Origin of the sequence: Paenibacillus sp. USHLN196, assembly GCF_037144955.1 — a bacterium.
In the GTDB taxonomy this organism is placed as follows: Bacteria; Bacillota; Bacilli; order Paenibacillales; family Paenibacillaceae; genus Paenibacillus; species Paenibacillus xylanexedens_C.
Genome location: NZ_JBBCYH010000011.1, coordinates 19093 through 38109, shown reverse-complemented (window position 1 = coordinate 38109; position 19017 = coordinate 19093). Strand labels below are relative to the sequence as shown.

The 19017-nt window shown below is 43.4% G+C and carries 21 protein-coding genes; 7 read left to right on the top strand and 14 right to left on the bottom strand.

The window, feature by feature from the left end; translation table 11 throughout:
* Nucleotides 1-6: 6 nt before the first annotated feature.
* From yunB to zwf, 4 genes are all read right to left on the bottom strand, one after another.
* A complete protein-coding gene (yunB, locus tag WFI24_RS23715) occupies nucleotides 7-882 on the bottom strand; it encodes a sporulation protein YunB (protein ID WP_336764581.1) in 876 nt (291 codons plus the stop codon).
* Between the two features lie 246 nt (nucleotides 883-1128).
* Entirely contained in the window at nucleotides 1129-1773 is a 645-nt protein-coding gene (fsa, locus tag WFI24_RS23710; protein ID WP_145325055.1) for a fructose-6-phosphate aldolase, read from the bottom strand.
* Nucleotides 1774-1859: 86 nt separating this feature from the next.
* A complete protein-coding gene (gene gnd, locus WFI24_RS23705) occupies nucleotides 1860-2753 on the bottom strand; it encodes a phosphogluconate dehydrogenase (NAD(+)-dependent, decarboxylating) (RefSeq protein ID WP_145325054.1) in 894 nt (297 codons plus the stop codon).
* A gap of 551 nt (nucleotides 2754-3304) precedes the next feature.
* Nucleotides 3305-4759, bottom strand: a complete 1455-nt coding sequence (gene zwf / locus WFI24_RS23700) for a glucose-6-phosphate dehydrogenase (RefSeq protein WP_336764580.1) — start codon at nucleotides 4757-4759, stop codon at nucleotides 3305-3307.
* 415 nt (nucleotides 4760-5174) lie between these two features.
* On the opposite strand from zwf, the gene WFI24_RS23695 reads away from it, so the two are divergent.
* Nucleotides 5175-5495, top strand: a complete 321-nt coding sequence (locus WFI24_RS23695; protein ID WP_036605715.1) for a winged helix-turn-helix transcriptional regulator — start codon at nucleotides 5175-5177, stop codon at nucleotides 5493-5495.
* Between the two features lie 225 nt (nucleotides 5496-5720).
* Here the strand turns inward: WFI24_RS23695 and WFI24_RS23690 are convergent, their stop codons facing one another.
* Nucleotides 5721-6878: a Gfo/Idh/MocA family protein gene (locus WFI24_RS23690; RefSeq protein WP_336764700.1), complete on the bottom strand. Its 1158-nt coding sequence runs from the start codon at nucleotides 6876-6878 to the stop codon at nucleotides 5721-5723.
* Between the two features lie 108 nt (nucleotides 6879-6986).
* Between WFI24_RS23690 and WFI24_RS23685 the strand changes: the two genes are divergently transcribed.
* Nucleotides 6987-7862, top strand: a complete 876-nt coding sequence (locus tag WFI24_RS23685) for an AraC family transcriptional regulator (RefSeq protein WP_336764579.1) — start codon at nucleotides 6987-6989, stop codon at nucleotides 7860-7862.
* Nucleotides 7863-7936: 74 nt separating this feature from the next.
* Here WFI24_RS23685 and WFI24_RS23680 read toward each other — a convergent pair whose 3' ends face one another.
* Together WFI24_RS23680 and WFI24_RS23675 are read right to left on the bottom strand one after the other, a co-directional pair.
* Nucleotides 7937-8686, bottom strand: coding sequence for a DUF3600 domain-containing protein (locus tag WFI24_RS23680; protein WP_336764578.1), 750 nt, complete (start codon nucleotides 8684-8686; stop codon nucleotides 7937-7939).
* Nucleotides 8673-9260: a sigma-70 family RNA polymerase sigma factor gene (locus WFI24_RS23675; protein WP_336764577.1), complete on the bottom strand. Its 588-nt coding sequence runs from the start codon at nucleotides 9258-9260 to the stop codon at nucleotides 8673-8675. Before WFI24_RS23675 ends, WFI24_RS23680 begins: the two co-directional genes overlap by 14 nt.
* Nucleotides 9261-9898: 638 nt before the next feature.
* Here WFI24_RS23675 and WFI24_RS23670 point away from each other — a divergent pair.
* The 5 genes from WFI24_RS23670 to WFI24_RS23650 all read left to right on the top strand — a co-directional run bounded on the left by WFI24_RS23670 (nucleotide 9899) and on the right by WFI24_RS23650 (nucleotide 13135).
* Complete coding sequence (locus tag WFI24_RS23670; protein WP_336764576.1) at nucleotides 9899-10402, top strand: DedA family protein; 504 nt, start codon at nucleotides 9899-9901, stop codon at nucleotides 10400-10402.
* Between the two features lie 37 nt (nucleotides 10403-10439).
* Nucleotides 10440-11006: a class I SAM-dependent methyltransferase gene (locus tag WFI24_RS23665; protein ID WP_336764575.1), complete on the top strand. Its 567-nt coding sequence runs from the start codon at nucleotides 10440-10442 to the stop codon at nucleotides 11004-11006.
* A 57-nt stretch (nucleotides 11007-11063) separates the two neighbouring features.
* Entirely contained in the window at nucleotides 11064-11744 is a 681-nt protein-coding gene (locus tag WFI24_RS23660; protein WP_336764574.1) for a response regulator transcription factor, read from the top strand.
* Between the two features lie 100 nt (nucleotides 11745-11844).
* Nucleotides 11845-12840 (top strand): sensor histidine kinase, encoded by a 996-nt coding sequence (locus tag WFI24_RS23655; RefSeq protein ID WP_442956255.1) that lies wholly within the window; start codon nucleotides 11845-11847, stop codon nucleotides 12838-12840.
* 34 nt (nucleotides 12841-12874) lie between these two features.
* On the top strand, nucleotides 12875-13135 hold the full coding sequence (locus tag WFI24_RS23650; protein ID WP_336764573.1) for a hypothetical protein: 261 nt from the start codon (nucleotides 12875-12877) through the stop codon (nucleotides 13133-13135).
* 175 nt (nucleotides 13136-13310) lie between these two features.
* On the opposite strand, the gene WFI24_RS23645 is transcribed toward WFI24_RS23650, so the two are convergent.
* From WFI24_RS23645 to WFI24_RS23615, 7 genes are all read right to left on the bottom strand, one after another.
* Complete coding sequence (locus WFI24_RS23645; RefSeq protein WP_336764572.1) at nucleotides 13311-13703, bottom strand: hypothetical protein; 393 nt, start codon at nucleotides 13701-13703, stop codon at nucleotides 13311-13313.
* 24 nt (nucleotides 13704-13727) lie between these two features.
* On the bottom strand, nucleotides 13728-14510 hold the full coding sequence (locus WFI24_RS23640; RefSeq protein WP_336764571.1) for an SDR family NAD(P)-dependent oxidoreductase: 783 nt from the start codon (nucleotides 14508-14510) through the stop codon (nucleotides 13728-13730).
* A gap of 89 nt (nucleotides 14511-14599) precedes the next feature.
* Nucleotides 14600-15178 carry a TetR/AcrR family transcriptional regulator gene (locus tag WFI24_RS23635; RefSeq protein WP_336764570.1) on the bottom strand — a complete coding sequence of 193 codons (579 nt, stop codon included), beginning with the start codon at nucleotides 15176-15178 and terminating at the stop codon, nucleotides 14600-14602.
* Nucleotides 15179-15239: 61 nt separating this feature from the next.
* Nucleotides 15240-16238: an NADP-dependent oxidoreductase gene (locus tag WFI24_RS23630; protein WP_336764698.1), complete on the bottom strand. Its 999-nt coding sequence runs from the start codon at nucleotides 16236-16238 to the stop codon at nucleotides 15240-15242.
* Between the two features lie 266 nt (nucleotides 16239-16504).
* Nucleotides 16505-16876, bottom strand: a complete 372-nt coding sequence (locus WFI24_RS23625) for a hypothetical protein (protein WP_336764569.1) — start codon at nucleotides 16874-16876, stop codon at nucleotides 16505-16507.
* 19 nt (nucleotides 16877-16895) lie between these two features.
* Nucleotides 16896-17654 carry an SDR family NAD(P)-dependent oxidoreductase gene (locus WFI24_RS23620; protein WP_336764568.1) on the bottom strand — a complete coding sequence of 253 codons (759 nt, stop codon included), beginning with the start codon at nucleotides 17652-17654 and terminating at the stop codon, nucleotides 16896-16898.
* Between the two features lie 397 nt (nucleotides 17655-18051).
* Entirely contained in the window at nucleotides 18052-18555 is a 504-nt protein-coding gene (locus WFI24_RS23615) for an SMI1/KNR4 family protein (RefSeq protein WP_336764567.1), read from the bottom strand.
* Nucleotides 18556-19017 lie beyond the last annotated feature (462 nt).

Genomic DNA, 19017 nt, shown 5'->3' with positions numbered 1-19017 from the left:
TGTGTATCATGGCTGCGTATCCTTATTAGGTTGCAATCCCCCATTGATATCCGGCAGATCCGGCTCAAATTCAAGCTCGTTCCCATGTACATTGTCTGTTGGCACCTGTTGCTGGTTCTGGCTAGGGGGATTCGTAATGATTTCACTACCGCTTGATACCCCCGTATGCCCTGATGGCAGTGCAATAGCTGGGGCTTGACTACCGTTACTGCCCACTGGCTTGCCCTGATTATCGTAATAATACATTGGCACATCGCCGACAACCAGAAGATAAGAGATCGGAATTTCCGTATCGACCGTTTCGGGCTCCATATCGAAGGGCACCACGACCGCGACCTCAGCAATGATATGAATGTACACTTCCACCAAGATCATGTTAATACCTGCATTCTGCTGACGGGTGTTCAGGTCCACTTTGACAGCGCCCTGAGGCTCGATACGAACCGGTATACTCGGACCAAATGAGGCCAACACCGGACTGCCCAGCGCCTGCCCCAGCGGTATCTTTTCTTTTAACATGTGTACATTCTGAAGCGTGGATTGCACGATATTCATCGTACTTGCGGTGATTCGCATATGCTCATTGTAGTTCAGCATGAAACCGGACACTTTCCCGGCGGTATCCGTCTTCCAGTCAATTAACCCTTCATTGGTTTTACCATCTGCCACCTGTGCTGTAATCGCCTTGTTGATCGCTTCGGTTGCAATCTGCTTCACTCTGATCTTGGCCAAATGCATGATCGGGGGCTTCATTTTCTTATCCACATAGGCAAAACCCTGCATCAAACAAAACGCTGTCACCAATAAAATGATTAACCACATTTTACGTTTACCGCTTGGCGGTTTACGACGTCTCCGGCTTCGCCATCTTCTTCTCATCATCGAAGTGTCCCTCCCCTGCGGGATGAGCTATAGGCTATATGTTAACCTTATGCACTGTTGTCCCGAAAAAGAAGGACAGTAGTGGACACTGGACAGAAAGTAATAACAATATTAAAGAGACAAGCAGTCACCACTGACTAATTGGAGCAAACGAAAACAAATAAAAAACCTTCCGCTTGCAGATTACTCCACAATGCGAAAGGCTTTATGTTCAGACACCCCAAGAATCGGGCATGGTCTACCACTTTATTTCGGAACAGATTCCCAGTCTTTCAGGAAACGTTCAATCCCGCTGTCCGTCAGTGGGTGTTTCCAAAGTGTTGGCAGAAGCGAACCTGGAATGGTGGCAATATGCGCACCGGAAAGGGCTGCATCTTCGACATGTTTGATATTGCGAATGCTTGCTGCGATAATCTCGGAAGGCAGATCATACATGTCCAGAATCAGACGCAGATCACGAATCAATTTCATACCATCCACCGCAATATCATCCAAGCGACCAACGAATGGACTGATGTACGTTGCACCGGCTTTCGCCGCCATCAAGCCCTGTGCTGCGGAGAAGATCAGCGTTACATTGGTTTTGATCCCTTTTTGCGACAATTCATGACAAGCATACAGCCCATCTTCGGTCATCGGCAATTTAATGACTACATTCGGTGCCCATTCAGCAATTTCATAAGCTTCCTTCAACATATCCTCGGCTTTGAGACCGATGACTTCAGCACTGACCGGGCCTTTAACGATGCCACAGATCTCCTGAATGACTTCTTTAAATACGCGACCTTCTTTGGCAATCAAAGACGGGTTAGTCGTGACTCCATCCACCAGACCCAGACGTTCGATCCGTTTGATTTCTTCCACATTCCCTGTATCCAAGAAAAATTTCATGATATGTTCCCTCCACTTGATGAATTCGTAAACACGATATAAGTCATTACCCGATGTTCATCATATGTTAACAGTTATATATAAAATTAATTTTTCTCTACAGCGTGACCGCCAAATTCGTTACGCAGTGCTGCTACCACTTTACCTGTGAATGTATCTGTCTCCAGGGAACGGTAACGCATCAGCAAGGACAAAGCGATAACTGGTGTAGCCGTTTGAAGGTCAAATGCCGTTTCTACCGTCCAACGTCCTTCGCCAGAAGAGTGCATTACGCCTTTAATCTCATCAAGGTTTGCATCTTTGGAGAAGGCACGTTCTGTCAGCTCCATCAACCAAGAGCGGATAACGGAACCGTTGTTCCATACGCGGGCCACTTGTTCGAAGTCAAAATCAAATCCACTTTTCTCCAATACGTCAAAACCTTCACCGATGGATGCCATCATACCGTACTCGATACCATTGTGAACCATTTTGAGGAAGTGACCGCTGCCCGCTTTACCAGCATACAGGTAGCCGTTCTCTACAGAAGTATCTTTGAATGCAGGTTCAACGATTGCCCAAGCTTCCGGGTCTCCACCGATCATATAACATGCTCCATTACGTGCGCCTTCCATACCGCCAGATGTACCTGCATCCATGTAATGAATGCCTTTAGGTTTCATCTCTTCGTAACGACGGATGGATTCTTTGTAGTGGGAGTTACCCGCTTCAATAATGATGTCGCCTTTGGACAGCAATGGGCTCACTTCAGCCAGTACTGCGTCTACCACGTTGTGAGGAACCATGATCCACAATACACGTGGGGATTCGAGCGAAGCGACCATCTCTGCGTAAGAAGATACGCCTTCAGCGCCGTATTCTTTCATTTCATTAACCGCTTCAGCGTTCAGGTCAAAAGCAACCACTTCGTGTTTGTGATCAATCAGGTTTCTACCGAGGTTTAATCCCATTTTTCCTAATCCAATAAGTCCAAGTTTCATTTCAAAATCCTCCTGTTATGAACAATGTTTAAATTTCATGTGCGCTCAAAATTAAAAATAAATGCTTAACGTTTGGCGAAGTAACCGTTCCGGTCACGAATCGTTCTTTTGATCGCTGTTATCCCCAGATTTTTTGAATCTCCTATATAGGAGAAAATCCGGGGATAAAGGCGAACGCTTTGCTTCTACAGAATCGATTTCGTCCCCTACACTACATTCTCAGCGTTCAAGCCAACCCATTTTCAAAAATTGAACCGCTATCTATATTCAAAAATTTTCACGGCCTTCCGGCCACATAACCGGAAGGGCTTATGCAAAATTGGAACGGTATAATTCATAATTAATACTGTTTTTTATATCAGCAATTGCATCATTCGATCCAACTCGCTCTCGAGTAACAGGCTCTAGATGAATAGGAGCATTTCGTTTTCTATATCCCGCTGAGCCGAAGGTGGTCTTTGGATTTATGCAAAATGTTCATTGGTGAGCACAATGGAATGTACTGTTGTTTTTTACTATTGTGTCCTATTATGCTCACTCTTTCGTTTCACTTACCACCAACGATAACCGTCTTCGGCTGTCAGACGATCTGCTGACTCAGGTCCATGTGAACCTGCGCTGTACGTATCCAATGGTACGCCGCCCGCTTCGAACGCTTCCTGAATCGGTTGTACCCACTGCCATGCCAGCTCCACTTCATTCCAGTGAGCGAAGAAGGTAGAATCGCCACGCATTGCGTCAAAGATCAGATTCTCATACGCTTCAGGGATGTTACGTTTACCTGAGTTGAAGGTCATATGCATCGGCTCCACTTCACCATGGTTCAATGGATTCTTCGCATTTAATTGAAGCGAGATGCTTTCTCCCGGACCAATTTCAATCGTAAGCAGGTTCGGTTCCGTTGTATTTTCGGATTCATGCCCCGTCTTCAGTGGTGCCTTGAATTCAACAACGATTCGGGTGGATTTCTCAGCCAGTCGTTTACCTGTACGGATATAAAATGGAACCTCGCTCCAGAACGGATCATCGATCCACAGTCTCGCGGCAACATACGTCTCATTCTGAGATCCGGCTGGGATGCCAGGCTCGTCCAGATATCCAACAACCGAAGCACCTTGCAGCTCGCCTGCTGCATATTGCGCACGAACAACTTCAGAGGCGATATTTTCTTTCGTCAAAGGGCGAAGTGCTTCAGCAATTTTTTGCTTTTTGAATTGAATTTCTTCCGGTGTACAACGTTTAGGGAGATGCAAACCGATCATCATCAGCAACTGAAGCATATGGTTCTGGAACATGTCACGAAGGGCTCCGCTTTGGTCGTAATACGCGGCACGTTCTTCAACCCCCACTGTTTCGCTTGCCGTAATCTGTACGTTGGCGATATACCGGTTAGACCACAACGCTTGAATCACCGGATTCGCGTAAGTGAGTGTCTCAATATTTTGAACCATCGGTTTACCGAGGAAATGGTCAATGCGATAGATTTCTTCTTCCGCAAAGGTATTGCTCAGTTTTTCGTTCAAATCACGAGCCGATTGCAGGTCGTGTCCGAATGGTTTTTCGATAATCAGTTTCTTCCAGCCTTTGGTGTTACCCAGGCCACTTTCTTGAATGTTCAATGCAATCGGCTCAAAGAATTCCGGTGCCACCGACATGTAGAACATGCGATTTTCGGGAATGTTAAGCTCTTGTTCACGCTGCTGAACCAGTTCCAACAGTTTGGTGTAGTCTTCAAGTTTCGTGTTATTTAAAGAACAATAACGGAAAGCTCCAATGAAATCACGAACCTGAGATGCTTCTTCTGGCGTTTGACGTGAAAATTCATTCAGTGACTTTTCTACATTTGCCTGGAAATCCGCATCCGACAATTCACGTCGTCCCAAACCGATAACGGAGAAAGATTTCGGCATTTTCTGATCCATGTACAAGTTATATAATGCAGGGTAAATCTTGCGTTTGGCTAAATCGCCAGTTGCCCCGAACAGGACAAATGTCATTGCATCCATTGGATTGCCTCCTGTGATCTGTGCAGTATAGTATATGATGTTGCAAAATGTTCAAATCCAAGCATGACAAAAGACGGAATAAGTGGGTGTGTTACCCGCCTTGCCTCCGTTTATATAACGCACCTGAATTCAACCATGGAACATTCCTTCTCTCCACAACCTGTGTTTAGGTTATAAATTGTAACCATTTGAATTAACGTTACCCATATTACACCTGTCGTCACAATTCGTCAATAATCATGTCGAACCTGTGAACTCCAGTGTTTATAGGGTTTTTATTTGATGATAACGCTTTATGTGGTAAGATTAAGAACAATTGGTATGTGACATTTTACACATATGGCCTGTGGACAAGTAGGTTACAATAAGTATACTAATGATATTACAAGCAACACTAAATCAAAGGAGTACAATCATGAGCGATGATGAGAATGCCAAGCAAATATGCACAAAAGTGGAACAATCTTATCAGATCATTGGCCGAAAATGGGTAGCCCTCATTATCCATGCATTGATGGAGGAGCCCAAACGCTTCAGTGAGATTCACGCTTATATCCCTGACTTGAGCAAACGTGTGTTAAATGAGCGAATGAAGGAATTGGAGGAAGAAGGACTTGTGGTTCGCCATGTGGTCACGGAACGTCCAGTTCGGACTGAATATATGTTGTCACGAAAAGGCACGGAACTGGGGAGAGCGCTAAGCGCCGTGGAACGTTGGGCTGATAAGTGGCTGTAGCATCCCTTAATTTAAAGGCGAAATAGGGATTACCAACGGGAAATGCAAAACACACGTATAAACGTCATATTATTCATGTCTTTAATATTGTCTCTAATAGATGATTAACTCACTCCGAAATAGAATATTTTGGGATGGAGTGTTATTCTTAATCATTTAAAAGTAAAAGATGCCAAAATCACTAGACGTGAGTTGGCATCTTTTTCTGCGATTTTTATTCGAATATCACGAATCCAACTTGCTACCCAGCGTAATACTCGAATCCTCGAAGTTCTCCACCGTCGTCTTCTTTTCATAAAAGTGTACGGCGTGTTGCATAATTCCTTCCCTTGTGTAAAACGCGTCTTCCGCCCCTAGTGGAAAAACAACCTTTTCTCCCGTACTTGCCGACTTATAGATACCCACAATCAGTTCAAGCGTATTCCGACCACTTTGGCCATCCACCAGAAGGGGAGAGCCTGTTTCAATAGCATTTAACACATTCTCAACTTGCCCAGCGTGACCGACATGAATAACATCGGGTAATTCGTCAGCGAGCTTCTGAATCTGTTGTTCCAACTCCCGATTGGATTCCGGAAACCCGTTACTCCGTGCTGTAGAAGCAACCACTTTCCAAGGTGCAGATACCCGAGCCTTTTTGCCCTGAAAAATTAACTGCTGCTCCTCTCCGTGATGAACGACGGAACTAGTAATCATGCCAAGCGCCCCTTCCTGGAAGCGAAGCATCGCCATGGATATATCCTCGACTTCGGCATTATCATGTGCCGTATTTGCCATCATGGCCTGTAATTCTACAGGAGGTCCCATCATCCAAAGCATGGCATCAATATGATGCACTGCATGATTAAGGGTGCAGCCTCCGCCTTCTTTTTCCCATGTCCCGCGCCACCACAGATCATAATAATTGTGCCCCCGCCACCAGAACGAATCAACCTGCACATGTACGATAGGGCCCATCTGTTTACTGTCCAGCACACCTTTCAGCTTCATCATCGGAGTCGTAAACCGATTTTGAGCCACAACCGATAACAGCTTGCCACTTTCTTGCGCTGCACTCAGCATCTGATCCGCTTCCTCCAGGGAAGAGGCCATCGGTTTTTCGACTAACACATGCGCACCTGCATGCATGAAATCACATGTAATTGGGGCATGGGTATACGGCGGTGTACAGACTGAAACCAGATCAATATGCTCGCTTAATAAATCGTTATAGTCGGCAACGGCTACCGCTCCCTCCAGTCCGTATTCATTAATTCGTTTCTGTGCTTTATCCACGTACATATCGACTACAGCAACAATCTGACATCGCTCAGGGAATGCCAAATATGCTGAGATATGCGCTCCACTAATTGCACCTGCTCCGATAATCGCCACTTTTAACATCATTGCATACCTCCCTTAGTCCCTTCACAATACACAATAATAAAGCGCTTTTATGCGTTCATCTTGTGCTAAAATAAAACTATCTTGCGCATGTTGAGGGAGGAGTTCATGATGTCTTTCATTCCCGAAAAATATTTTAATTTGGCATGTTGTCGCACTTCCAACACATCGTTTCGCGAGGTGTTCCATGCTCATTCACAGATGGAGATTACATACATACATAAGGGATACGGACAGTTGATAACAGAAGGTCAGGTTTTCTCCCTTGAACCCGGTATGCTCATGATTTTTCGACCTTTTCAATTGCACCACGTCCAGATTCAAGTATCCCGACAGCAACCTTTCATTCGAAATGTACTCATGGTTGAACTTGATCTGTTGAAGGCACACTGGTCGCATTTTATCGCGACTCACCGTTTCATACAGGATCTGTTGAGAGAGCAATCTCCCATTCAGCCCATCCGACTTGCCGCCACTTCCCCACTCATTCAACGAATGGAACAATTCGATAAGACTTATCCAGACCTGCTACCTCATGAAGCTGAGGAGGATACCCGTCTCTTTGTGCTCGATTCATTTACGCAACTTCGCTACTTATGGAAAGATGTTGCAACTCGTCCTTCACATGCGGACGCAGCATTCCATTCAGGTATTCTTCATCCTCATGCCGAAGCTGCCATACAGTGGATCGAACAGCATTATTCACAGCCTTTCCGTTTGGAGCATATCGCAGATACACTTCACCTATCTCCCTATCATCTGTCTCATTTGTTCAAAAAAGCGACCGGCACCACGATTGTCGCTTATGCTCAAGCTACCCGCATTCGTCATGCCTGTGTGTTGCTCACCCGTTCCTCTCTTTCGGTTCCAGAAATCGGTCACCGCGTCGGTATGACGAGTCCCTCCTACTTTTGTAAAGTATTCCGTACTGCCACAGGTACAACACCGCATCAGTATCGACTGAATGTTCAGGGGAGGAAGTAACCGGTCAATAACATAAAAAAGAAGCGAAAGAATTCAATTTCCGCTTCTTCTCGTACAATCCGTTTTCACTTACCTCACCGTACATCAAGCCCCAACTTCTCCAAATACGGAATAAGACGATCTCTTAATTGCCTCAAATCATCCTTCTGTTCCGCGGACAAACGTTCCTCATGAATGCTTCCATCCTTGTCCACCACTATTGCTTCGTACTTCTTCATTTGTTCATACACGGACTTGAACTCCGTAAACTCCCCTTTGGAGAACATCTCCTCCGCCTGAGCCAATTGTTCCGTCCAGAATTGCTGCTCATTCATAGGCTCCTTTTGGGAGGCTGTGGTCACAGCTTCCATCTTTTCGAAGAATGGTTCCAATTCAGCTATAAGAAGGTTATATCGTTCCTGCTCCACTGTACTCCACTGCTCTGGATATATATTCCCCTGAGAATCCGCATACTTCAAAGCCATTTGCCCCATTTGCTTCAACAAGTCCATGTATTGAACAAATTCTTCTTCGCTGAAATGGGCCTTGGCCGTCTGCAGCTTCGCTTCCAACCTCATATAATCCTCAGCTGTTCCCCCCATAGCTGTGATATTTTCCTGTGAACCATATATTCCATCTGCAAGATAGCTGTACCCTGCATAGGCCCCGGTGGGAATGATAAGAACAGCAACCAATAGCGCAGTGACCAGCCATTTTTTTCGACTCTTTCTTCGGTATGAATCACTTCGAATACCATCCATAATTTTATATTTTGTTCTCGCAGAAATCGACCAGTCTTGTGTCTCTTCCTGATAAGCTTTTCGCAACTGTTCATCGAGTTTCATGCAGATCCTCCACCTTTCCCCGCAACCTTGGATTCATCTTTTCTTTCTGTCTCAACTTCGCCAGCGCCGCATGTATGCGCGATTTTACGGTTCCAAGCGGAATCTCCAATATGCCAGCAATCTCCTCTTGCGTGTATTCATTCAAATAATGAAGTGTGACCACCTGCTGCAGCTTGTACGGTAAACGGCGCACCTGTTCCAGCAGAGGACGATTGGCCAGTTTGTTGATCAGATCAGTGGAAAAATCATATTCCATACCAACGTCAGATTTCTCGATCCGCTTGCTAAACCGAAACTGCATCAACCTTTTGCGTCGATAACTCTGAACCTGTCGCATCGTCACACCCATTAACCAGGGACGAAAAGCACGCTCCCCATCATATCGCTCCAATGATCGATACGCCTGAATGTAAATATCCTGTACCACATCCTCCGCGTCAGACTCGTCCTTGATGAGAAAGCGCACAGTTCGATATATTCCCGTCACTGTTTTCTCATATAATTCTCCATATGCTTCTTCACGCCCAGCACGTATTAACGTTACAAGTTCTATGTACTCATCCTGCTCACTCATTAGCCATCCCCTTCCTCCTTACACTATATATTGGCACGCCAGCATCATATCGTTCGATTTATTTATTGAATGAGTAGGTATAGCTGAATCTTTTGGTTATCATATCGGCTTACTTCTTTTTCTTTCGAAAGCGGATGTAAGGGAGTAACTTAGCAGGGGTGGTTACTACGGTGATGAAGCTTTTCTCCAAATTGTACTCAGAGTATTTACTGATTCCAAGAGCTCTACGTTTGCTGTTCTTGTGGGGATGGATTGTTTTGTTTTTTGTTGCTGGTGCCAAATTCAGATGGTTCTACTTCCTACAATAAACTGATTTCAAAAAAGTATGTTCTCATGGGACCAAAAGAAGAGCTGAGTCGTCATTATGACGTCTCGGCTCTTCTTTTATGCGATCTGTACCATATAGACCAAGGTACTGGTAATTAAGGAATTTATCATCAAACTATGCTCCTAGATCACCGCTCCTGAATATATCCACCTTATCAAGTCTTGCCAGTAAGTAGGCAAGGCTTTTTTCTCTTGAATGTAGTTGTTTGGCTTTGCTTATGTATTCTTTAGATATTCTTCAGAATTATGCTCATTAATTCCTTAGTTTTTTTCATTAAGATGGCTATATCGACAAGAGAGGAGGCAAAACAATGATCAGTAATACGATCTTAGAGCTACTTCATCAGTACGGATATCTGATTTTTTATTTTGCCTTCTCGTTAGGGCCTTTCGGCGTTCCAATTCCTAATGAGATCACCATTATCAGCGGTGCCATTCTGAGCCACTCAGGAGTTATCAATTCATGGATCACATACTTCTGTATTTTATCAGGACTATTAACGGCCATTACCTTTGCTTATTTTGCAGGGAAGTTTTTTGGACCCAAGATAAAACACAGATTTCAACATCAAAAGCATTTCATCAAGGCCGAACTGATCCTGAATAAGTATGGCAATCGGGCAATATGCATTGGTTTGTTCATTCCAATCGTGCGATATGTCCTTCCTATGGTCATTGGGCTGAGCGGCGTGCAGTATCGTAAATTTGCTCTCATCTCATATTCCGGCGCTGTACTCTGGACCATTACGTATTTTACAGCAGGAATTTACTTCGGCGGCCCCATTCTATCGACGTTTCAATTATTACATTTCTAACTGGTTTGGTAACATACCATCACATGGAGGAACTCCTATGAATTCCAATGAACCTGTTTTATTTTTGAAAACCTTTTTGCAAAGCCCTAAACATGTTGGCAGTATCATACCCAGTTCCCGGTTTCTCGCCATCAAAATGGTGAATCAAGCCTCTTGGCTGGAAGTAAAAGCCGTCGCCGAACTCGGATCGGGTACTGGAGCCATCACTCGATATATTCATCAACAAGTACAAGATTCTACCAACGTGTTATTGTTTGAGATGAACGAAACGATGAGAAATAATCTTCAGACTGCTTACCCGGGTTTCGCCTGTTATCCAGATGCCGCTCGATTGGTAGAATCCATGAATCAAGAGGGCGTTCAGCAACTGGACTACATTTTTAGCGGGTTACCGTTCTTCAACTTTGAGCCTGAATTAAGAAATACGTTGGTTGATCAGATCCACAAAGCACTCAAACCTGGAGGGTTATTCATCGCCTTTCAATATTCACTTCAAATGAAAAAAACTTTATCCGAATACTTTATCATCGAAAAAGTAGAATTCGTTCCTTTGAATGTCCCTCCTGCGTTCGTTTATGTCTGTCGCAAAAAGGAAACAATTTAAACATCCTGGGCTATCGTTTACACTGAAGTTATCCTAATTTGTAAGGAGTGTTGAATCATGAATACCGTTCTCGTTGTTGATGATGAACCCGATATCCGGGATGTCATTCATGTCTATTTACGTAACGAAGGATATCAGGTCATTGAAGCAGCCAATGGGGAAGAAGCGCTACATATTATCAAAACAACTTCGGTCCAGCTCGTCATTCTGGATGTTATGATGCCCGTTATAGACGGAATCAAAGCCTGCTTCAAAATAAGAGAATTATCAACTACCCCTATCATTATGCTATCCGCTAAGGAAGAGGACATTGATAAAATTACAGGCCTGACTACCGGAGCTGACGATTACATGGTTAAACCATTTAATCCGTTAGAACTACTGGCTCGCGTTAAGGCTCAGCTGAGACGCCAAACACTGATTGGCAAAGCAGAATTCAATTCACTTATTCTGATCAAGGACCTCGTCATTGATACAAGTAAACATTCCGTGAAGCTCAAAGAGAATGACATTTCGCTTACGCCTCTGGAGTTTTCTATTCTGGTGTTGCTTGCCAGCCATCCTGGACAAGTATTTAGCTCCGAGAAGATATACGAAACTGTATGGAAAGAACCTTTCGGGTATTCCGATAATACCGTGATGGTTCATATTCGTAACCTGCGTGAGAAATTGGAAATGAACCCACGGGAACCTCAGTATATTAAAACGGTATGGGGAGTGGGCTATAAAATTGATTAAACGATTACCACATTTTAAAAAAAAGATACAGATTAACATCCTATATCAAATGTTGATCAGTTTATTGATTTCGTTTGTTGGCTCTGTGGGTGTAAATAATATGTTGATCATAGCTGCCGCAAAAATTAGTGAAAGATTTAATTGGCCTTCGCTTCTCTACATCTTTCCTTATGTTCTAACACCAATCTTCATCGTAATTTTCACGTTAATTTTTTTGTTTTCCACACGAAAAATTGTGAGAGATCTCGTTACATTAGAACAAGGACTTCAACTCATATCGGAGGGCAATCTGGATTACCGTGTACCCGTCAATCGACAAGATGAACTTGGACGCGTCGCTTCAAACATCAATCACATGACTGAGCAGTTGCAGCTACAGATGATCAAGGAGCGCGAGTTGGAAAAATCCAAGATGGACATGATTACGGGCATCTCACATGACCTGCGCACACCGCTTACCAGCATGATCGGGTATATCGAGCTTCTTAGAACAGAATCTTTTCAAGACAAAGCAGAGTATGACCGCTTCATACAGAACACCTATAACAAAGCAACGCACTTAAAGAAGCTGCTCGATGATTTATTTGAATACACACGCTTAACCTCAGTAGATACCCAACTGGATATGAAAAAGGTTGACCTACATCAACTCTTGGATCAGTTACTGTTTGAATTTGAACCATTGGCTCAGGAAAATAGTATTCATATTGTAAAAGAGATCGGCGATGCTCCAATCATGGCCATCGTAGATAGTGATAAGATTGCTCGCGCCATCGATAATCTTCTCATGAATGCCCTAAAGTATTCCTTCAAACCGGGTACGATCCACATTCGAATGAGTATGCGTCATGAACACATTACCATTGAAGTCGAAAATATAGGTATGCCTCTCACAATAGAGCAAAAAGATAAACTGTTTGATCGTTTTTATAAGGTGGATTATTCAAGAAGCAGTGAAGGCATTCAAACGGGGTCTGGTCTGGGTCTTTCGATTGCAAGAAACATTGCAGAGTTACATCAGGGTACCTTGACACTTCAGCATAGGCATAACATATTTACGTTCCAGATAAGCCTGCCTTCCAACAACATCCAGTAAACCATCAGCGAATTCAGTCATGGAGGGTACAGCAATGAAAACAAATGAACCACTTCTTTTTCTGCAAGGATTTCTGAAGAACCCCAAACGAGTAGGCAGTCTCCTGCCCAGTTCCAAATTTCTGGCCCATAAAATCGTCCAGTCTGTACGATGGGATGAAATTCGAACCATTGCTGAGCTAGGGCCTGGAACAGGTGCCATCACACGTCTTATGAGAGCTGAATTACCCCAATCTGCTACCGTTTTTTTATTTGTTATACCAGTACTCCCTTCATATGAAGAAACGATTAGCTGAACTATTCGAGATTGAGAAAATTCAATTTGTGCCCCTCAGCTTCCCTCCTGTTTTTGTGTATATTTGTCGTAAAAGGGACGATGAAGGACACAATGATACGAGAGGATGGGGAGAAACCTGATTTTAGTATCGCTAACGAACTCAATTGATTTATGCATAACATGTTTTTACCTTCTCATTTTACGGTTGCCAGCCAATGAAATGCCTCATCAATGTCATGGAATTCTTGAGATGGATTGGATATGTCCATTCCTGAGAGCATTCGGTTTGCACTCGATTTAGCTATCGCTTTATGAGGAACAAGCAGTGCTGAATACTTAAGTCCTGCTTCGAGTGATCTCGGATACCACTCTTGTGCAACCCATTCTTGGTCATCTGGCGAAATAACGGCCAAGTGACGGCTATCGTATAACGCCTTATTCGAGCGTTTTTGCACCGCTAACTCCAACAATTTATTTAGTGGTGTACGATATTGTTCACCTTGCGCAAAGCTCTTCCATTGCAAAATAACTACCTTATTTTCCTCATTCGATGTAACGGTTGCTTGAGGGGAATCATAAAAAATCATTTCGACCAGCTCCTTTTTTAATGTTTAATGCCCTGTCTTGTCCTGTGAGGATCTAATTATGCGAGTCATCATCTTACGCGGTAACAAGCGCGGCATAAATGCAATGAAGCGGTTACGAGCCCCTGGCATAATTAATGTCTTGCCACGCAAGAAGCCTTGATATCCTTCTTCCGCTACCTGTCCCGCTTCCATGATCGGGCCTTGCAGCATCTTCGAGACACCCATACCCGAACGATCCACAAATCCGGTAGATGTCAGACCTGGACACAGTGCTGTCACCGTAACACCAGTACCGTTTATTTCATTCTCCAAAGCTTCAGTGAACGATAGCACATACGCTTTCGTCGCATAATATACCGACATCATCGGTCCAGGGAAAAAGCCTACCAACGAAGCCACATTCATCACTCCGCCGTGCCCACGTTGGATCATATCCGGTAAGAACAGCTTGGTCATGACCGTTAAAGCCTTAATATTCACGTCAATCATATTAATTTCTTGTTCCATATCCGTCTCCATAAATGTCCCGAACAGGCCGAAACCCGCATTGTTGACAAGATAGTCAACAACAATGCCCTTTTCCTTCAGCTCATGATAAATCTCCTGTGGTACCCCAGGTGCCGCTACATCTTTGGCAATAACCGTCGCCTGAATGCCATACTTTTTCCGATACTCCTGAGCTAGATCCTGTATTTTACCCTCACTTCGTGCTACCAGCACAATATGATGTCCACCTTTGGCAAACCGATCTGCTAACTCTTTACCGATCCCACCCGATACCCCTGTGATTAGAACTGTCTTTCTCATGTTGTTGCCTGCCTCTCTTTTCTATAAAATATGTTTCATCTGGAACATCAATATTTGAACGAACGTTCTATAATAGTAAAAAAAATAGACTACCTCCGTATGAGATCCATGGATAACATCGCCATACGAAGAAGTTTTTCTTTGGTCATCGAAGTTTTGGCCATCACCCTTAACCCAACGCCTACATTATGCAGATATTCCGCCAATACTTCGGCGTTGTACTCGGTTGTGAATTCACCTTCCTGCTGTCCCCACACAATAATGTCCTTGATTAGTTTCTCCGTATTGGCAAACATCTCTATCGATCGGTTGTTCATGTCGTCATCACGTGCCGCCAATTCAACCGTTGAATTAACAATGAAGCAGCCTGATGCTGGATGCTCCTCACTATGAATCAAAGAAGAAAATATAAACTGAAGTGCTTCCGTTGCCGTTTGAGAATGCTCTACGCCTGTTGCAAGGGCGGAGCTCATTTGGTGATCATACAGATCTACTGACTTCAGAAACAAGGTATGTTTATCGCCAAATGTGTCATACAAGCTTTTACGATGAATTCCCATATGATTGACCAGATCTGTCATAGACGTCTTCTCATAGCCTTGTTCCCAAAAAAGTCTCATCGCTTTATCCAGTACAACAGACTCTTCGAACTCTTTGCTTCTCGCCATTGGCTTCCCTCCTGTTCAGAAAACGAACATTGAATAGCATGAGCATGATCTTAACGAGCCTTTAAAAGGTAACAATGACTTTGCCCTGAGAGTGACCCGTTGATACTTTGATCAATGCCTTTTCAATGTCATCAAACGTATACGTAGAATCGATCGAAGGCTTAATGTCTTCTTTTTCCACAAGAGCTGTAATCTCTTGCAATTGAACTCCACTGGAGTGCACGAATAAAAAACGATATTCAGTTTGAGTCTTACGTGCCATGGAATCCAAGCGTGCACCTACGAGACCAAACAGTGCTCTTTTCCACAACGGGAAATGACTGTCCACTGCAAAGCGATAATTGGGTCCAGCCTTCAAAGAAACTAATTTGCCCTGTGGTTTCAAAATGCTCAGTTCAGCTTTGATCTCATCCGCGCCCAAAGTGTCAATTACATAATCGATATCGGACAGAATGTCAGCATACTGCTCGGTCTTATAATCAATGAATTGATCTGCTCCAATGGATAGAGTACGTGCTCTGCCCCTCTCACTGCCACTTGTGATAACCGTTAATCCCATGGACTTGGCAATCGGGATGGCCATTGCACCGAATCCCCCGGTTCCACCAGGAATAAACAGCTTTTTATTCGGCTTAGCTTGGAGTACATCATGCAATGCTTGATACGCGGTCAGGGCAGTAAGAGGTACTGCAGCAGCTTCGATAAACGACAGATTTTCAGGCAGTATGGATAAAGCATCCTCATGCACAGCGGCGTATTCAGCAAAAGCACCAATTTTATTCAGAGGTAACCTTGTATAAACCGAATCCCCCACTTTAAAATTCAAAACATCATCTCCAACGGCTTCAATGACACCCGATAATTCATTCCCTAAAGTTAAAGGTAACGTATAGTCGGCAATCATCCGAACACTGCCATTCATATTCAAGATATCCAGCGGATTTACACCCGCAGCTTTCACTTTGACAAGGACCTCACGGCTATGAATCTGAGGTATCTCAATATTATTGATTTCTACTTGGATTTTTTTGGAGTATTTCTGTATTTGAGCTGCTCTCATCATTTTTCCTCTTCCTTTACTTATAGACTATATAAGTTGAACTAAAGATTATTCACACTAACACTACGATGACAGAACAACCTTCCAATCGTTGTTATCCCCAGATTTTTTTGATCCCCTTTCTAAAGGGAAAATCCGGTGATAAAGGCGAATGCTTCGCTTTTTCAGATTCTTTCTGTCCTCTCCGTTAATGTGTAAATGATTAGTTCAATTTATGTGAGAACATGGCGCACAATGTTCATTTGTACGCCACGTTACAGCTTGTGCTAGTGTTGCCCCTCTTGCGACTTTAATTCTTCCAACGTAGGATAATCCGTGTAGCCCTTACTTCCCAATCCAAAGAATGTTGTCGGATCTGCTTCATTCAGTGGCGCACCTTGTTGAAGTCGTTCCACCAAATCCGGATTAGCTAAGGACCATACACCTACAGGTACCACATCAGCGAGACCACGATCTAAATCGACACTGAGATCTTCCAAAGTTCTTCCGGCCCGGTTAACCAACAGTGGATTTTGCCAGATCGAACGAATGTCTTGCAGCAGGTTATCATCTCCGAGATGCATAATATGAAGGTACACCAGATCCAATTGAGCTAATTCTTTTACAAGGTAGCGATACAGATCAGGACCTTCATTCATTCATAATTTTACAGATGTATTAATGCAATTCTGAAATGACCGGATAGATTGCGCCTCTCAGTTGGAAATCATAGTTCTGATCTACAATCCCTACGACTACGTCGTTATGATCATAGAGTTCTACCATAAAGCCAGCCATTTCTTTGGCCGTGTGGTACTTAGGCATATTTGCTTTGTAATCAAATCCTTCAGCATCTATTGATTTTTGTACAAATTCTGTTTCCGTGATCGCTGGTGCCAAGACCTTCGCTTTCAGTTTTGCACCTTTCAGTTCCAGTTCTTTGGCAAGGCCCTCTGTGAAAGCACTAACGTAGTATTTCGATGCAGAATAAGCAACACTGCCTACAGCAATGGCATATCCGAGTGCGGAAGAGACATTAATCAACTGAGTGTCTTCAACATCAGCATAATCTCGCACATACAATGTAGAGAGAATGGTCAAAGATTCGATGTTAACACGCAGCATGGTCTCCACTTTATCCAAATTCTGTTCAGCAATGAACGAACCTTCTCCAAGCCCCGCATTATTGATCCAAGTCTCAATCTGATATTCTTTCAAATCGTTGTACAGTGCGTAAGCCTCTGCGGTAACAGACAGATCACTTGTGTGAACGATAACATTCACTTTAGGGTCAATACCGTGAATAGTGGATTTAAGCTCTTCCAGCTTATCCAATCTTCTGGCTACCAAAATCAAGTTTTTACCCCGTGCTGCAAATGCCAGTGCCGTTTCATATCCAATCCCTGAACTTGCTCCTGTAATTACGGTGTATTTCATCTTATTCTCTCCCTCATATTCTTTAAATTAGTGTAGTCTTTTTAGAACGATCATTCTTTAATTCATAAAAAAAAAGCAGTTAGATCTAACTTGCTGTTAGCATATCATTTCTAGAATGAACAGTAAAGAATTATTTTATATGTAGCAAATGCTTGGAACATACTCAAATGAGAATAAAATCACGCTATATAAACCATTTTTATATCATAAGTTAAGAATTCCTATATCGTTTCATAAGTTCTTTCATTAAGTAATCTAATGTCAGGCCGCTGGCTACAAGTATAACCGTCAGGGCAATCAGCATTAGGCGAACACGCCTTACCCCGGCCTCGTTTACGAAAGTGATGACTTCACATATTTTCCTTCCATCACTAAGCATCAACCTTTCCTAGCTACGCTAATCTGAATTCAACATCATCCATGCCAGAAATTCTCCAAACGAATCGGATACCTTTTCAACCTCTTCAAATTCAGGCTCACATCCACGGACAATAGCCCCATTGTCGGCTGTTAAGTCAATGGCATAGAAGGAATATCCATCTTCCACAGACATTACGATCGGCAAGTGATGATCCCACCAAGCCGTTATCTCTGACTGCCAAATAGAATCACCCTCTGCTGCCTCTAAACTAAGCATTTCAAATTCATTCCATTGAAATGCGGTCTCCGTGCTATTGTTGAACTCAGCCTCACAAATAAACCAGGTTTGCTCATCCGGTGCAACGCATTTTTCAACTACATTTAGAAATTCTAAATATTCATCTGGAAGTCCTTTATATCTTGAAGTAATGCTGCTGTTTAAATGTGACTGCGAACCGGATTTACTCATTATGTCCCAGCCCTTTTCCCCGGCCCAAGCCATAAATTCCCTAAGGTGAGTTTTTCCTTTTCCATTATTCATTTCCAATTTATACACCTGCCCATCAGCTTAAGAAATAGAAACTATATCACTAATATACCATTTTCGCAGGTCACTTTTCTTCATTCACCTCTATCCAAAAGGAACAGGAATCTATCGACAAGGAAATCGCCGCCATTGATGCTCAGTGCAAGAAATACTTCTTCATGCTTGGTCTTGTTACCTTAAAGTCTTCACAAGTGCTGCAACTTCCTCGTTTCCAGTTCTGGGATAAAGATTCCTGTCCCAAAAAGGCTGAACCCCCACCCTGAAAACTGGAATAAAACTGGTCCAATTGTGCACGAAAACGTCTAATGATTTGTGTCCCTGAAGGGGTAGAGAAGTGCCTGAGAAAAGCAAGGATCGCCATTTAAAACGCCTGGGTAAGAGCCTGGGAAATGCCTGAGTAAAACCCCACCACCTATCCAAAATCCTTTATTAGTCTGGGCTTCTGCTTGATTACCT

Excerpts from the sequence above, each read along its gene's own strand:
- WFI24_RS23690 (WP_336764700.1), bottom strand. The coding sequence starts at position 6,878 with ATGTTAAAAGTGGCGATTATCGGAGCAGGTGCAATTAGTGGAGCGCAT.
- zwf (WP_336764580.1), bottom strand. The coding sequence starts at position 4,759 with ATGGATGCAATGACATTTGTCCTGTTCGGGGCAACTGGCGATTTAGCC.
- WFI24_RS23685 (WP_336764579.1), top strand. The coding sequence starts at position 6,987 with ATGATGTCTTTCATTCCCGAAAAATATTTTAATTTGGCATGTTGTCGC.
- WFI24_RS23655 (WP_442956255.1), top strand. The coding sequence starts at position 11,845 with ATGTTGATCATAGCTGCCGCAAAAATTAGTGAAAGATTTAATTGGCCT.
- WFI24_RS23615 (WP_336764567.1), bottom strand. The coding sequence starts at position 18,555 with ATGAATAATGGAAAAGGAAAAACTCACCTTAGGGAATTTATGGCTTGG.
- WFI24_RS23640 (WP_336764571.1), bottom strand. The coding sequence starts at position 14,510 with ATGAGAAAGACAGTTCTAATCACAGGGGTATCGGGTGGGATCGGTAAA.
- WFI24_RS23635 (WP_336764570.1), bottom strand. The coding sequence starts at position 15,178 with ATGGCGAGAAGCAAAGAGTTCGAAGAGTCTGTTGTACTGGATAAAGCG.
- WFI24_RS23625 (WP_336764569.1), bottom strand. The coding sequence starts at position 16,876 with ATGAATGAAGGTCCTGATCTGTATCGCTACCTTGTAAAAGAATTAGCT.
- WFI24_RS23630 (WP_336764698.1), bottom strand. The coding sequence starts at position 16,238 with ATGAGAGCAGCTCAAATACAGAAATACTCCAAAAAAATCCAAGTAGAA.
- WFI24_RS23660 (WP_336764574.1), top strand. The coding sequence starts at position 11,064 with ATGAATACCGTTCTCGTTGTTGATGATGAACCCGATATCCGGGATGTC.
- WFI24_RS23695 (WP_036605715.1), top strand. The coding sequence starts at position 5,175 with ATGAGCGATGATGAGAATGCCAAGCAAATATGCACAAAAGTGGAACAA.
- fsa (WP_145325055.1), bottom strand. The coding sequence starts at position 1,773 with ATGAAATTTTTCTTGGATACAGGGAATGTGGAAGAAATCAAACGGATC.
- WFI24_RS23645 (WP_336764572.1), bottom strand. The coding sequence starts at position 13,703 with ATGATTTTTTATGATTCCCCTCAAGCAACCGTTACATCGAATGAGGAA.
- WFI24_RS23620 (WP_336764568.1), bottom strand. The coding sequence starts at position 17,654 with ATGAAATACACCGTAATTACAGGAGCAAGTTCAGGGATTGGATATGAA.
- WFI24_RS23665 (WP_336764575.1), top strand. The coding sequence starts at position 10,440 with ATGAATTCCAATGAACCTGTTTTATTTTTGAAAACCTTTTTGCAAAGC.
- WFI24_RS23680 (WP_336764578.1), bottom strand. The coding sequence starts at position 8,686 with ATGAAACTCGATGAACAGTTGCGAAAAGCTTATCAGGAAGAGACACAA.
- WFI24_RS23675 (WP_336764577.1), bottom strand. The coding sequence starts at position 9,260 with ATGAGTGAGCAGGATGAGTACATAGAACTTGTAACGTTAATACGTGCT.
- gnd (WP_145325054.1), bottom strand. The coding sequence starts at position 2,753 with ATGAAACTTGGACTTATTGGATTAGGAAAAATGGGATTAAACCTCGGT.
- WFI24_RS23650 (WP_336764573.1), top strand. The coding sequence starts at position 12,875 with ATGAAAACAAATGAACCACTTCTTTTTCTGCAAGGATTTCTGAAGAAC.
- WFI24_RS23670 (WP_336764576.1), top strand. The coding sequence starts at position 9,899 with ATGATCAGTAATACGATCTTAGAGCTACTTCATCAGTACGGATATCTG.
- yunB (WP_336764581.1), bottom strand. The coding sequence starts at position 882 with ATGATGAGAAGAAGATGGCGAAGCCGGAGACGTCGTAAACCGCCAAGC.